Here is a 14840-nt window from a genome sequence, read left to right on the forward strand (position 1 = left end):
GTTAGAAAATAGCTGAGTCCTTGTCGACCCTTCTTGCCGCATAGTTGCTGCCAAGCACGAGGACGAAGGCAACGACCGATTGGATAAATCCGGCTGCTGAGGCCATTCCGATATCACCGGACTTCCGTAAGCTTCGATAGACCAGCGTATCAATAACATCTGTTGTCGGATAGAGGAGCGAAGCGTCGCCGACCATGGCGTAGAACATTCCGAAATCCGCATTCATGATTCGTCCGACGGCGAGCAAGGTGAGGATGATGATCGTCGGCTTCAGCATCGGAATGCTGATGTACCGGATCTGCTGCCAGCGGGATGCCCCGTCGATGGAAGCGGCTTCATAATACGAGTTGTCAATGCTGGTTAAAGCGGCCAAGTAGATGATCGTGCCATATCCGGTCACTTTCCAGCGGATGGCGATCGTTAGAATGAGCGGCCACAGCCCTGCTTCGCTGTAGAAATCGATCGGCTGGAAGCCCAACCACTCCACAATTCGATTGATCGCGCCATTCTCGTAGTTGAGCAGGTTGTATGTAAAGACGCCGACGACGATCCAGGAGATAAAGAACGGCAGAAACGTGATCGACTGCGTAATCCGCTTAAAATATTTGTTCCGCACTTCGTTCAGCATCAGCGCTAGTCCTACCTCGAAGATCAGCCCCACTGCGATGAATAAGCCATTCAGCAGTATCGTGTTTCGGACTGCACGCGAAGCGGCATCCGAAGAGAGCAGGTAGTCGAAGTTGTCGAGAATGGGCTGCGCCCATGGACTGCCGAAGATGCCTCTGGCGAAGTCGTAATTCTTAAAAGCGATGATGAGTCCCGCGAGCGGCAAGTAGTTGAAGACAAGTAGCAGGATGCCAACCGGTAGGAACATGACATAGAGCGAGTGGTTCCGCATGAGATCGGAGACGAAGCTCGACCTTTTGCGAAAGATAGGTTTAGGTATCGATTTATTCACAACTTCGCTGCTTGGTTTCATTGGCGTCCTAACCTTTCTTGTTCGTGTTTGGTAGCTGCTGTTCGTTTCTATAATCATCATAAGGGATGGCCCGCACAGCTACTATGAGCCAAAATTAAACTTTGTGGTGTAAACTTGGCCTCTGCTTGGAAAGTTGCGTTTCGCGGGTCGATCGGCTGCGTGGCGGTGGCCCCGTACCAATGAAGCTCATCAGGGGATCTTCTTTTGCTCGAGTACCCCGGTTTTCTCCAATGTAGATCAGTGGGAGATCCTCTTTAGCTTAAAAAAACTGGTTTCTATCCGATGTGTTGCTCTGGGAGCTACTCTTTCGCTGATTTCGCCCACTAACTGCTAATGTGTTGCTCTGGGAGCTACTCTTGTCCGACCTCCCACACATGTGCGGTACCTGCTACCTCTCTTGAGGATACTTTCTCCGTTTCCCGCACATGTGCGGCAGCTCGTAGTTCCCGCCAATAACAAAGGGCACATATTCCGATCCTCGGAATAGTGCCCCTCCAACATCACATGCTAGGCGCCACCTGCTATGACTACTCACTCTCCTGCTCCACGACTAGTTACCGGAAGAGCCGCATGTCGCCACCTGCTAGGACTGCCCATTCTCCCGCTCCTCATTGGGGTTGCCAGTGGATCCGTAGGCTACAACCTGCTAGGATTGGTTCCCAGAGGCTTCGCCTACTAGGACCCCCCACACTCCCGCTCCACGATGGTTTGCGGAGGACCCGCATGCCCGCCCACCCGCTAAGACAGCTCCTCCTCCGGCTCCATGATCGGATGCCGAAGAACGATGCGCGTCCCGCTTCCCGCTCTGGCTTCGATCTGCAGCGTATAAGCCTCGCCAAAATACAGCTTCAGCCGGTCGTTCACGTTGCGAAGACCGACGCCGCGGCGCTTGGCGACAGGGACTGCCTTCTCCTCCAGGTTGTTCAACTCCTGCAGCACCGCCTCCGGAATGCCTTGACCATTGTCGCTCAGCTCAATGACAATATCCGCTCCCTCGCGGCGTCCGGTCAGCATGATCTTCCCTTTCTCGGGATTGCTCCGGATGCCATGATGAATCGCATTCTCGACAAGCGGCTGCAGCAGCAGGCGGAGAAACGGCGCATGCAGCACCTCTTCATCGATCGAAATCAAGAACCGAACCTGGTTGCCCAGGCGAGCCTGCTCGATGCGGACATACGCCTTCACTTGCTCGATTTCCCTCGACACGGTCGTAATCTCCTTGCCTTGATTAAGGCTCAGACGCAGCAAATTACCTAGAGAGGAAACCATTTCGCTAATATCCGGCATGTTATGGTACTCCGCCTTCCACCGGATCGATTCCAGCGTATTGTACAGGAAGTGCGGATTAATCTGGTGGCTCAATACCTGAAACTCCAACTCTTTCTTCGTCCGCTCGGCTTGCGTCGTTTGGTCGAGCAGCTGCTGGATTTTGCCGGTCATGTTGTTAAAGCCCCGATACAGCCAACCGATCTCGTCTCTGCGGTCCGAAGGCGGCAGCATGAATTGGAATTCGCCGGATTCCAGCTTGCGCATGGAACGCACAAGCCTGTGCAGCGGATGGGTGAAATGCAGCGTGATATAGATGATGACCCCGATGCAGCAGATCAAATAAATAATGAGGAAGAAAACGAGCAGCTTATCCATTTCCTGTATCGGATGCGTGAGTTGCTCCAATGGCGTCGTACTGACCAGCATCCATTGCTCCGTATCCAGCTTCACATAGGTGACCAGCTGCTTCTCCCCGTCAATCGTGAGCGTTTCCGCCTTCTGCGTCGAGCCTGCAATCGAATCAATGAGCGGCTTGGACGGAATAAGCTTGCCGGCCAGCTCATTGTCTGCCGTATCATAGAGCACATAACCGCTGCGCGTCATCAGAAACATTCGCTGTCCCTTCATCCGCTGCGAAGGCAAGAGATAGCGTTTCAGCTGATCCTCCGTCAAATCCGTAATGACGATACCGCGCGGAATTTGGTCATGCAGCCCTGTAAACCGCTTGATTTTGGACAGCATCGGCCTGAAATAAGTGCTTTCCGCAGGCATGAACAGATGCCACGTCGGCGTAATCGTCTTCTGTGCGGTTCGGAACCAGTTGCTTGTCTGAAATCCCTTCTGTTCATCCAGCGTATTGATATACATCGGATGTTTGCTCGGATCTATCGGAAATACACGTACTCGAAAAGCATCCACCTGCGACTTGGACTGATCGAGCAGCAGCATCATGCCGGATATAAACGAGCTCTCATCCTTCGTGGGAACCATCGAGGCCTCCATCAGCTGCTGAAACTTCGCATTACCGATGATGCCATTAATCTGCTCGTTCAGCTGGTTCAGATAGCGATCCAAATTCCGCTTCGATTGGAGCATATAGTCCATCGAGAACGAAGCATTGGCATTCGAAATGCCCTCAACTGACTTGATATGCGCATAATAGGCAAAGAGCAGAAACGGCACGATAATGATCATAAAGAACATGCCAATCACTTTATTGCGCAAAGAGGCCGCTTGCTGAAGCGTATAGCTACTCATCGTTGATTCCTCTCAGCTTTCGATATTCTTTAGGCGTGTGACCAACGTTCTTCTTGAACAGCTTCGTAAAATGAACCGGGTCGCGGTAGCCTACCTCTTGCGAGACCTGATAAATTTTGTTTGCAACGTCACCCAGCATTTCCTTCGCTTTCTCGATCCGCACTTCAGTTAAATATTCCAAAAAGGTTTGCTGCTTCTCCTTCTTGAACAGCTTGCTGAGCCACACCGGCGTAACATGAACCTCCAGCGAAACGGTGTGCAGCGTCAAATTATCCCCATAGTTCCGCTGAATGACCTTCTCCGCTTCCGAAATAATTTGGCTTTGCGGCACCCAATTTTTCCTGAAATCCGCGGCGATGGACACCAGATAGCTCTCCACCTGAATGCGCAGCGAATCCAGCGTATCGTACTGCTCCAGACGGTCCCAAATGGCGATGGGATTGCGTTCCCAGCCGCGTTCCTTCCAGCCGCCTGCGGCTGCTTTCTTGAATAATTCCAGCAGCCACTCGAAGATTTTCTGTTGGATGTCTTTAATGTTAGTCGCGCCCCATGTCCGAACAAATTCGGGGAAAGACTGCATGACGGTTCGAATTTCCCGATCAGAGCCATAACGAATAAGATCGAACATTTCATTGACGTTGCCAAGCGACAGCTCCGAGAACTCCGCATCGACGCCGAGATCCTGACGAAGCAGCAGCCGATTGCCGCCGTAGACCGCCTTCTGCTCCAAAATATCAGCTGCTTCCTGCCTCATGTCATGCAGCTGCTTAATACCTCCAACCGTTGAGGCGAGTCCAATGCTGACCTTCACTTTGACATAGTCGTTAATCCGGTCAATGCATGTAACCGCAATATCCTTAATGGTGCAAAGCTGCTCCTGATGATTACAGCTGAGGACGATCACGAAACGGGACTTCGCATCGCTGTACATGCAGACCTGGTGAGCATATTCCTCCTGAAGCGTCTGCTTCACGACATTGCTGATGCCAAACAAGACAAGCTCCTTTTCCTTGCGATACAGCTTCCCTTGGTCGATTGCCTTCAGATCATCCACTTCAATGAGCATGAGCGCGAGCTTATGCTGCGTCAGCCACTCCAGCTGCAAATTGCCGAGTCTATGCATCATGCGCGATTCCCAGTAAGGGTTATACTCGTTCTCCGCTGCTTCGCGAACGACTTCCTCCTGCATTTTTGGTAATGCAAAATGCACTTGATTCTCCAGCAGCAGTTTATTCTGTTTGTCGAGCCGTTCCTCGCGAATTTGGCTGAGGGCCTTGTGAATGACTTGCGACAGCTCCTCGATGTTAATCGGCTTGAGCACATAATCAATGGCGCCAAGCTGCATCGCATGCTTCACCAGATCAAAATCATCATAGCCGCTGATTACGATTGACTTGCCCGAGAAATTTCCTCGTTGATGAAGGGACTGAATAAATTCGAGACCCGACATGCGGCTCATTTTGATATCCGTCACAATCACGTCCGGGTTTAACTGCTCGGTCAGCTCAAGCGCGGTTTCACCATCGTCAGCCGTATATATTTCATCCAGATCGATGCCAAATTCCACCCAAGGGAAACGAAGCCGCAGCCCCTCCCTGATTTCCTTCTCATCATCTACAATCAGCACCCGATACATGTTCTCTCATCACCCTTTACCGAGTATGTATGCGACTTCAACATGAACGTACCGTTATCTTATCGCTCTTAATTCCAGGCAGGCAATGGGGGAATATTATCTTTAACAGGTCAATCGAAACTAAACTTTGGAAGCGCTTTAGTATAGTTCGACAACAAGTCTCATTTACCTTCGTTTGGAAAGGCGGTAGAATAGTGGTGTTTGGTGTTTGATCCTACTGCATATCCCCCATCCCATTACGATAGCGAGGAATTAAGATGAATCAAGAAACGATGGAACTGATGCGTACGTTAACCGAATTTCAAGCGGCATCCGGCTTTGAGCGGGAGCTGCGGAGTTTTGTTCGCGCTGAGCTTACGAAATATACAGATGAAATCGTTCAGGATCGGTTGGGCAGCATCTTTGGCGTCATGCGCGGCGATGAGAGCGGTCCGGTCATTATGGCGGCAGGTCATTTGGACGAAGTTGGCTTCATGATCACAGGCATTACGGAGAACGGGATGCTCAAATTCCAGACGCTTGGAGGCTGGTTCAGCCAAGTGCTGCCTGCGCAGCGCATTCAAGTGATGACCGAGAACGGGCCGATTGTCGGCATCATCGGAACGACGCCTGTTCATCTGCTCGATGAAGCGGCGCGCGGCAAGCCGCTTGATGTGAAGGGGATGTATATCGACATCGGCGCGGACAGCCGCCAGCATGCCGAAGAAGTTGGCGTGCGTATCGGACAGCAGGCCGTACCGTATTGTCCGTTCACCCCGCTTGCGAATCCGAAGAAAATTATGGCCAAATCATGGGATAACCGCTATGGCGTCGGCCTTGCCATCGAGCTGCTTAAAGAGCTGCACGGACAGAAGCTCCCGAATGTTTTGTATTCCGGAGCAACCGTACAAGAAGAGCTCGGTCTGCGCGGAGCCAAAACAGCATCTGCCATGATTAAACCGGATCTGTTCTTCGCTATGGATGCCAGCGCAGCGAACGACATGAACGGCGATAAATCTGCCTTTGGCCAGCTTGGTCAAGGCACTCTCCTGCGTCTCTATGATCCAAGCATGCTAACGCACCGCGGCATGGTGGAGTACGTGCTGGATATGGCGCAAACGCACAATATTCCGTATCAGTATTTCGTATCCCAAGGCGGAACAGATGCAGGAGCGGTACATACGCAAGGAATCGGCATCCCTTCGACCGTTATCGGCGTATGTGCAAGGTACATTCATACCTCGTCTTCCGTCCTGCATACCGATGACTACGACGCGGCAAAGGAACTGCTCGTGAAATTGGTGCAGCATTGCGACCGCACGACCTACCAGACGATAATCGACAACTCCTAAGCAAGGCTTAAAGAAAAGACCAGTGAACCGTTCGCAAGCCGAACGTTCACTGGTCTTTTTGGCCATTTGAGAAGAAACTAACCGCGCCTCCAAAGCTAGAACTATTTTCTATTTCGCAGATCGAAACATTACGCTGAATCCTTTCGTCCATAAAGTGAAAGCATAAGAGAAGAAAGGATGATGGTAATGCACTCACATACTGGAAGACGATCAAATGTTTGGTACAGGCTGACATCAGCCGTTCTCATATCCTTCACAGTCGTAATTTCCCTAGTTGGCTGCAGCCAATCGGATAAAGATAAGAGCACAGCAGAGCACCAAGTCGGATCTATGCCGACCATCACGAGTCAAATCAAAGCCGGAACTAATCCGTTTGAAGTAGCCGGCATCGATGATCCGCAGGCGTTCTTCAAGGTATTCAAAGCGGTCAAAGCAGCCATCGCTGCGGACAATAAGGTCACCGTGGCGAATCATATTCTGTATCCGCTCAGAGTGAACAGCACGTCAGGTACAATGCTGATCAAGACACGCCGCGAATTTGTCGAACAATATGACACCATCATCGACAAGTCGGTTAAACAAGCGATCGCCGAGCAGTCGGCTGAACAAGTGTTCGTGAATTACCAAGGCGTCATGGTCGGCAACGGCGACATCTGGTTTGGCGGCAGTGCCGATAAGCCTCAGGTTATCGGGATCATTGCCATTAACCACGATATTCGCTGACGGTTAATTGAATCGGTTGCTTGAAACCGCATCGGCCCTGAACTATTGAAACAGTTTCCGCTGGTAGGCGGCAATACTTGCGTATTCGTCTGTAAGCTTATCCGATAGGCGCAGGTAGATAGGCAGCAGCTCCTCGTAGAGGTCTGCTGCTTCTTTATTTGGTTTAAGCTCGAAGGTGGAGCCCGTCATCTTCGAGACGATGGACAACGAGTCGGTGCGGCCGATCGCCATCAAACCGAGCACAACCGCGCCTAGGCAGGAGCTCTCGAAGCTCTCCGGAATGACGATCTTCTGTCCCAATATATCCGCCATCATCTGACGCCATAGCGCAGAGCGTGCAAATCCGCCTGTGGCGTGGATTTTGGCCGGCTTACCGATCGTTTCCTCCAAGGCTTGAAGAACGGAATACAAATTGTAATTAATGCCTTCCAGCACAGCACGCATCATATGCGCCTTACGGTGATGCAGCGACAGACCGAAGAATGAACCGCGCGCATCGGGGTTATATAGCGGTGCTCGCTCTCCCGTCAGGTAGGGGTGGAAAATCAACCCATCCGAACCGGGACGCACCTCCTCCATCATTTGCGTCAGCACATCGTACGGGTCTAAGCCCATACGCTTCGCTTCTTCCGCCTCGGCCGAAGCCAGCTCATCCCTGAGCCAGCGGAAGATGACGCCGCCATTGTTCACCGCCCCGCCGATAACCCATTTGTCCGCCATCAGCGCGTAGCAGAAGTAACGACCTTTCGGATCCGTGACGGGTTTATCTACGACCGTGCGGATCGCGCCGCTTGTGCCGATCGTAAGCGCCACGACGCCTGGATCAATCGCATCCACGCCCAGATTGGACAGCGGTCCATCACTAGCGCCTACAACGAAAGGCGTGCTCGGCAGCAATCCGATTTGTTCCGCTAATTCAGCCTTCATCCCGCTAAGCACATGTGTCGTCGGAACGAGCTCCGACAACCGGTCACTCGTAATGCCCGCAATACGCAGCGCTTCCTCATCCCAGTCCAGCATCTCCAGATTCATCATGCCTGTCGCCGAAGCAATCGAGTGATCGACGACATAGACGCCAAACAGCTTGAAGAAGACATATTCCTTGATCGAAATAAACTTCTTCGCAAGGCCGAATAGCGCTGGTTCGTCATTTCGAAGCCAGAGCAGTTTCGTGATCGGCGACATCGGGTGCACCGGCGTGCCTGTCCGCAAATAAACCTCATGACCGCCCATTTCATGCTTGAACTTAGCCGTCCAAGCTGCGCTGCGATTATCCGCCCAGGTTAAGCATCTCATGAGCGGCTTCCCATCGGCATCGACCGGAATAACGCTATGCATGGCCGAACTGAACGAAACAAACAGCACATCCTCAGCATTCACGCCTTGCATGATTTTCTTCATTGTCGAGACTACCGCTGCAAAAATCTCATCCGGATCCTGCTCCGCCACTTCCGGTGTCGGTGTGTAAAGCGGATATTCCACATGCGCGGAGGTGACGATACTGCCATCCTCCAGGAACAGCACGGATTTCGTGCTGGTCGTCCCAATATCTACGCCTATCATATAGTTCAACTGTTCGCTATTCATCGTTAATCCTTCTTCCCCGCTATCATCTACAAGTTTCGTGCGTTGTAGCGTATGTATTTTCACTGATCATCACTTTCCATGTAGTATATATTCCCTGCCTGTATAGCGCAATGTTGGACGCAGCTCGCTGCAGCAGAAAAGCCGCCCAAACTCCCCCCTAAGAGGAAGCCTGGACGGCTCACTGCAAATTAACCTTTGGATTTGTTCCACTCGTCGAATTGCTTCTGTTTCTCGGCAATGATTTTATCAACGCCGGAAGCCTTCAATTTGTCGAGGAATTGCGCAATATATTTGTCCGGATCAACAGTCCCCGCGTTCAATGTGCCGAAGAACTCTTTGTAGACGTTAACGCATGCGGCTACTTCACTCTTCACACTATCGCTGTTGAAGGTGAAACCAAGCCCGATGGAAGGCTTCGCCGAATCGTTGAATGTTTTGAACATCTCCCACTTTTTCGGATTCTCGGTGTCGAACAAGAAGTTGAGGAACTGATTACCGATTTGCCAATTTGTGCCCGGGCTGTAAGTTGAAGTTGCAGCCTCAACGCCGTCCGGATACTTGATGACATCATCCGAGCCCTCTACCTTCACATAGTGTTTCCCTTCGATGCCGTAGTTGATCAAATTATTGAGCGTTTTGTCTGTATGCAGCAAGTTGATCAGCATCATGGCGCGCTCCGGATTCTTCGAAGTGCGGGAGATCGCGAGCATCGACCCCGTTGTGTCGCCTGTCGTCGTAGTCGGCTCCGTCAGTTCAACTTGAACAAGCGGAACACCAACCGAACGCATGACTTCTTCTGCAGCGCCCGGCTTCAGAGAGGCCGTATAACTGAACACTTTGCCTGCCTTCATCAGCTCATCCGGTTTGACTTTCGTCGTTGCAGCATCTTTGTTGATGTAGCCTGCTTGGTACCATTTACGACTAAGCGCGGCTGCATCTTTGAATTCCGGCGTTGCCGGCTCGTTCAATATCGTCGTTTCCGTGCCGATCTTATGCAAGACGCCGGGAACCGAGTTGTCACCCAATGTATCAAAGTTCAGATTGGTCAGCAAACCGCTGTCGCTCGATACGTAGAATGGCGTCATATCGGCTTCTTTCTCTTTGACCGTCTTTAGCATCGGCTCCAAATCCGCTGTCGTATGAATCGTGCTTAAATCAAAGCCGTATTTCTCAACAATGTCTTTGCGCAGCAGCAACCCGCGTGTCGCCGCCAGCTCCTTGTTCGTCGGAATGCCGTAATTGCGGCCGTTCACCTTCGACCCGCTTAGGAGCGCTGGGTTCATAACGGCTTTCATCTCTTTGCCATATTGATCAATCAAGTCGGTCAAGTCCAAGAATGCGCCTTTTCCGACATTCACGGTGAATCCATTCCAAGCCGCAGTAAAAATAATATCAGCCGGTTGGGATGATGAAATCATCAGGTTGATTTTGCTGTCCCAGCTGCCCCAATCAATCGGCATCAAGTCCAGCTTGGCATTGATCTTGTCTTTCAAATAATCGTTAACCGCCGCTTCCACTTCTTGCTCGTCTTTCTGAGGTGATCCCGGATAATAAAGCGTCAAATCGGCTTCTTCCAGCTTAGGCGCAGCAGGTTCAGTTGAGGCATTAGTCGTTTCGGTTTCGGTTTCAGTTGCCGCACTCGTATTCGCTGTGTTCGCTTGCTTCGTTGCTTCCCCGTTGGTACTGTTGCTGACATTGTTGCCGTTGCTGCCGCAGCCCGTCAATACGAGCCCAAGCGCACAGGTCAAGGCGACTGCCGAATAGCTCTTTCTTTTTCTGGAAATCATTCGTTTACCCTCCCAAGTGGATGACTATTAATCTATGCTAACCGGACAAACCAATACCAGTAGTATAGCTTGCCGGAATCAGCCTTTGACAGCCCCGATCGTAAGACCTTTAACAAAATAGCTCTGGAAAAACGGATACGCGAGAATGATAGGTCCGATGCCGATAACCGCCATCGCCATGCGAATGGCCTCGCTCGGCAGATGAAGCGTTCCTCCGCCTCGGGTAAGGGCCTCCGATGCTTGCACATTAGAGGTGAGATACTGGATGTTCAGCATGGTTTTGTACATGAGATACTGCACGCTGACTGTCACATTATCGCTGATAAAAATCAGACTCAGAAACCAGTCGTTCCAATACATCAGCGTATTGAACAGAGCAATTGTCGCGATGACCGGCAAAGATAAGGGAAGCACAATGCTGTAGAAAATTTTGAATTCACCCGCTCCATCAATGGTTGCCGCTTCCAGCAAGGCACCGGGAATCGTGGTCTGGAAGAACGTGCGCATGATGAGTATATTGAATGGCTGCACGAGCATCGGCACGATAAGCGCCCAGATCGAGTCACCCAGGTGAAGATATTTGACGTATACGAGATACCACGGAACAAGTCCGCCGTTAAACAGCATCGTGAAGAAGATGAAGAACGTGAAGCTGTTTCGATAGGGGAGCTCTTTGCGCGAGATCGGGTAAGCGAAGGCCGCTGTGAGCAGCAGACTCAGCATGGTGCCGACGATCGTAACGAACAAGGAAATGCCGTAAGAGCGTACGATTTGCGCGGAATCTTCGAACAGCAGCTGATAAGCCATGGTGCTGAATGCTTTCGGGAACAGCTGGTAGCCGTCTTTGAGAATCGACATTTCATCTGTGAACGAAACGACGATGATGAGTGCCAGCGGAAACACGCATGCGATGGTGTAGAACCAGAATACCGCGCTGATCAAATAATTGGAGCGCTTCGAGATGGCATTAGGCGAATGTGGTACATGTACTGCTTTCATCATGAGAGCCTCCTTAGAAAAGCGCGTTGTCGCGATTGATTTTTTTGACGATGAAGTTGGATGCAAATACGAGTACGAGTCCGATGGCTGATTGATATAATCCCGCCGCGGAGGACATGCCGATGTCTCCCATAACCATGAATGAGCGGTAAACGTAAGTGTCGATCACGTTTGTCGTCGGATATAACGCCCCGGTGTCGAGCGTGACTTGGAAGAACAATCCGAAGTCCGCATAGAAGATTCGTCCGATCTGCAGCAAGGTCATGATGACCATAACCGGCATCAGCAGCGGCAGCGTAATGCTGATCATCTGCTTCCACTTGCCTGCGCCGTCGATTAGCGCCGCTTCGTAATATTCCTCGTCAATTCCGACGATGGCTGCCAGATACACAACCGAGAAGTAGCCGACATTCTTCCAAGCGTTAATGATGGGCAGCAGGATCGGCCATGCTTCCGGCTTGGCGTACCAGGAGATCGGATCAAGGCCGAGAGACTTGAGCAGTACGTTGTTTATGAAGCCATGCTCTTCGCCAAGCATCGCGAACACGAGATAACTGATCACAACGGCGGATAGAAAATAGGGCAGGAACATCGCACTTTGGAAAAACTTCGCCAGTGCTCTGCTGCGTATTTCGTTCAGCATGAGCGCAAACGCCACGGCAAGCACCAAGTTCGTCGCGATAAAAACGATGTTGTAGAGCAGTGTGTTACGCGTGATATTCCAAGCATCCGTTGTAGCAAAGAGGAACTTGAAGTTCTCGAACCCGATCCATGGGCTGCCCAGTATCCCCAGCTCATAGTTAATCTTCTTGAAGGCGATGAGGATGCCGAACATCGGCAAGTAATTATTGATGATGACGAGCGCAATCGTCGGAAGCATCATCAGGTAGAGCATGCGGAAGCGGATTAAGCTGCGAAACCGGCTCGGTTTGGTCAGCTTCTTCTCGGCCTTAGCAACAGCGCCGGCGTTCAGGTTCGCGGGTATTGTTTTCATCATTCATGCCTCACTTTCTCTCTTTCTCTCTATGATGTCGTTCAGTCTCTCCGTCTCTATCTGAATTATAGAAGAGCAGCCCTGCCTCCCTCTACGCATGCTCGTGACATGATGGACGTTTTGGTTACACAGTATTCCGCATTTCCCGAGGCAAAAAAAAAGGCCTCAAAAGTCGCCAGAAGCGTACTTTTGAAGCAGCAAAGTATTCGGCTTATTTAACCTCCTGACAGCGTCACGGAAGCGTTCCGTTCGTGATGACAATATCGTCGACATATCCGCGATATTGTCCCGTGTCGGCAGCATGGTCGTAATTCAGAATAATCCGGTCAATCGTTTTACCTGAGAGTACCGTACCGATATTCGACTTGATATTCGTCCATGTATTCAGCGCGATTGCCCCGCCATGACCGGCGTTCGGGTGCATGCTATAGCCGTTGTAATCGACTGCTCCGCTGTCGCGAAGCGTCGTACCGTCCGTCATGATCAGGTCAACGGCAACGTAACGCGCATTATTCACTTGCGGGTACAGCCAGTAGCCTAGTTTGGTCGATGCCGTAATCGGAATATTAACGTCAAACACTTTGCACTTGGCATAGGATTGGGAAGTGCTGTTGTCCGTACCAGAGAACATCAACGCAGCTGTTCCCGCATGCGGGGATTCCAGACGCGGCGAGCATTCCGGATTCGTGCCTGCGGAATAGCCCGTAACGTTCATACTGCCATCCAACGTATCGAGCCAGGTCGGTGCCGCTTCCGAGCTTTCCAAACCGTTCGTAAACAACGTAGATCCGCCGCCTCCGGTACCCGGCGTCACTTCGAATGCAACGACCGTCATTGGTGCGATCGAATACGTGAACTGGCTGCCCGAATAGGCCTGCGAGGTGCTGGAGGTCGGATTCGTCGAAGCATCCAGCTTCCATACGTTCACGTTACCGGTGGCAGAAGAAATATTTTGCAATTGCACCGCTGCATCATAGGTCACGCTGGCATCTTTATTGACCGCGATGATGTAGGTTTTACCGGTCGCCGTGTCTTTCGAGGATACAAATTCGAGATTGGTCGTGCCACCTGTACCGGTCAGCTTCTGGTTGCCGAAATGATTGCCGAACAGATGGTATGCATAGTAAGGCTTATAAGGACTGTATGATGCGTTATCGAGCAAACCGAGCAAATTCGTGCCAGTCTCCGCTAGATTGTAAGACATGAACATGTCCGCGTTGCCTTTCATTGCATTCACAATAGCACTCGCTGAATAGACGGCATTAAATTGGTTGTGGTACTTTGCGTTATACGTTGCGCCTCCGTCTTGGTGGCTCATGTTATATTCCGTTATTGCCGCCCCATATATCTTGCCGGACGGTCCTTTGAAAATGTCACCGGCTCCGCCGGATTTCACCGTTGCAATATTATCCTGATAGTGCGGCTTCGTCCATGCGAGTCTTGTGGCATCGGAATTCGTAGGGTCTGGGCCGTAATCATGCCAGCTCAGGATATCAACCTGGCTCTCTAATTGCTTTGCCGCATAGGATACGTATCCGGTCGAGGTAAGATCTGACCATGCGTCTACCGGACCGATCAGCTTAATCGAGGAATCTTGTGCCTTCATGGCATTACCAACCGTCTGTGCAAACGTTTTGTAGTTGGCTTGGCTCGAGAATTTCCCGTCGCCTTCAATGGTAGGCTCGTTCCAAAGCTCCCAATAACGGATCGTCTTGGAAGCCCCTAACACATGGTCCGTGTTATAGCGCTTTACGACGCCCTTCATGAAGTTGGCGTATTCGGTCCAGTTGGCGGACGTAATCGTCCCGCTTGCATCACGAGTATTCGGTACGCCTGCCGGAAAGCCAGCAATGACAAAGAGCGGCTCTGCTCCGGCATCATAGATCGTGTTCAGAATCGCATCCATGTCCGTCAGAGCAAATGTACCGGCTGATGGATAAGGGTCCCTGCCGTTATACAGCATGTTCTGAATCGGATTCACGCGCACCAGCTTAATCTTCGCATCGCTGATTCTCGTCTTCAGTGCCGTATTACCGGCCCACCACGCATACTTGTCCGGTGCCCCAACGCCCCATACGTATGGATTGACGCTTCCCGCATTCGAAGCCGTGTCCACGGTAATCGTCGTTGCCGTACCTGCGAAGCTGACACCTGCGGGGAACAGCATTGTAAGTCCCATTGCTGCCGCAATGCCTACCTTCAAACCTGCTTTCACCCAACTTCCCTGCCTTGTGTTCTTCACTAATTCACCTGCTCCCATAAATTTGTGCAGCTATAA

The 14840-nt window shown here is 51.3% G+C and carries 10 protein-coding genes; 2 read left to right on the forward strand and 8 right to left on the reverse strand.

All coding sequences use genetic code 11. The features are described from left to right. Position 1: 1 nt before the first annotated feature. The 3 genes from AC506A_RS20520 to AC506A_RS20530 form a co-directional block, all read right to left on the reverse strand. A complete protein-coding gene (locus tag AC506A_RS20520) occupies positions 2-979 on the reverse strand; it encodes an ABC transporter permease (protein ID WP_495462880.1) in 978 nt (325 codons plus the stop codon). Positions 980-1717: 738 nt separating this feature from the next. Beyond that, positions 1718-3505 (reverse strand): cache domain-containing sensor histidine kinase, encoded by a 1788-nt coding sequence (locus AC506A_RS20525; RefSeq protein WP_495462881.1) that lies wholly within the window; start codon positions 3503-3505, stop codon positions 1718-1720. Then, positions 3498-5141, reverse strand: coding sequence for a response regulator (locus AC506A_RS20530; protein ID WP_495462882.1), 1644 nt, complete (start codon positions 5139-5141; stop codon positions 3498-3500). Before AC506A_RS20530 ends, AC506A_RS20525 begins: the two co-directional genes overlap by 8 nt. A 257-nt stretch (positions 5142-5398) precedes the next feature. On the opposite strand from AC506A_RS20530, the gene AC506A_RS20535 reads away from it, so the two are divergent. Together AC506A_RS20535 and AC506A_RS20540 are read left to right on the forward strand one after the other, a co-directional pair. Next, positions 5399-6472 (forward strand): M42 family metallopeptidase, encoded by a 1074-nt coding sequence (locus AC506A_RS20535; RefSeq protein WP_495462883.1) that lies wholly within the window; start codon positions 5399-5401, stop codon positions 6470-6472. A gap of 177 nt (positions 6473-6649) precedes the next feature. Next, on the forward strand, positions 6650-7195 hold the full coding sequence (locus tag AC506A_RS20540; protein WP_495462884.1) for a hypothetical protein: 546 nt from the start codon (positions 6650-6652) through the stop codon (positions 7193-7195). 42 nt (positions 7196-7237) lie between these two features. On the opposite strand, the gene gntK is transcribed toward AC506A_RS20540, so the two are convergent. From gntK to AC506A_RS20565, 5 genes are all read right to left on the reverse strand, one after another. After that, positions 7238-8782 carry a gluconokinase gene (gene gntK, locus AC506A_RS20545; RefSeq protein WP_495462885.1) on the reverse strand — a complete coding sequence of 515 codons (1545 nt, stop codon included), beginning with the start codon at positions 8780-8782 and terminating at the stop codon, positions 7238-7240. Between the two features lie 188 nt (positions 8783-8970). Then, the gene (locus tag AC506A_RS20550; protein WP_495462886.1) at positions 8971-10569 is read right to left on the reverse strand and encodes an ABC transporter substrate-binding protein; all 1599 of its coding nucleotides are present in this window, start codon (positions 10567-10569) and stop codon (positions 8971-8973) included. A 78-nt stretch (positions 10570-10647) separates the two neighbouring features. Then, on the reverse strand, positions 10648-11571 hold the full coding sequence (locus AC506A_RS20555) for a carbohydrate ABC transporter permease (RefSeq protein ID WP_495462887.1): 924 nt from the start codon (positions 11569-11571) through the stop codon (positions 10648-10650). A 10-nt stretch (positions 11572-11581) separates the two neighbouring features. Next, on the reverse strand, positions 11582-12565 hold the full coding sequence (locus AC506A_RS20560; protein ID WP_495462888.1) for an ABC transporter permease: 984 nt from the start codon (positions 12563-12565) through the stop codon (positions 11582-11584). A gap of 229 nt (positions 12566-12794) precedes the next feature. Further along, positions 12795-14804, reverse strand: a complete 2010-nt coding sequence (locus AC506A_RS20565; protein ID WP_495462889.1) for a hypothetical protein — start codon at positions 14802-14804, stop codon at positions 12795-12797. Positions 14805-14840: the final 36 nt, after the last annotated feature.

This window comes from Paenibacillus sp. N22P23, assembly GCF_059383735.1.

Coding starts and splice junctions, on each gene's coding strand:
- AC506A_RS20520 (WP_495462880.1), bottom strand. CDS start 979: ATGAAACCAAGCAGCGAAGTTGTGAATAAATCGATACCTAAACCTATC.
- AC506A_RS20525 (WP_495462881.1), bottom strand. CDS start 3,505: ATGAGTAGCTATACGCTTCAGCAAGCGGCCTCTTTGCGCAATAAAGTG.
- AC506A_RS20530 (WP_495462882.1), bottom strand. CDS start 5,141: ATGTATCGGGTGCTGATTGTAGATGATGAGAAGGAAATCAGGGAGGGG.
- AC506A_RS20535 (WP_495462883.1), top strand. CDS start 5,399: ATGAATCAAGAAACGATGGAACTGATGCGTACGTTAACCGAATTTCAA.
- AC506A_RS20540 (WP_495462884.1), top strand. CDS start 6,650: ATGATGGTAATGCACTCACATACTGGAAGACGATCAAATGTTTGGTAC.
- gntK (WP_495462885.1), bottom strand. CDS start 8,782: ATGAATAGCGAACAGTTGAACTATATGATAGGCGTAGATATTGGGACG.
- AC506A_RS20550 (WP_495462886.1), bottom strand. CDS start 10,569: ATGATTTCCAGAAAAAGAAAGAGCTATTCGGCAGTCGCCTTGACCTGT.
- AC506A_RS20555 (WP_495462887.1), bottom strand. CDS start 11,571: ATGATGAAAGCAGTACATGTACCACATTCGCCTAATGCCATCTCGAAG.
- AC506A_RS20560 (WP_495462888.1), bottom strand. CDS start 12,565: ATGATGAAAACAATACCCGCGAACCTGAACGCCGGCGCTGTTGCTAAG.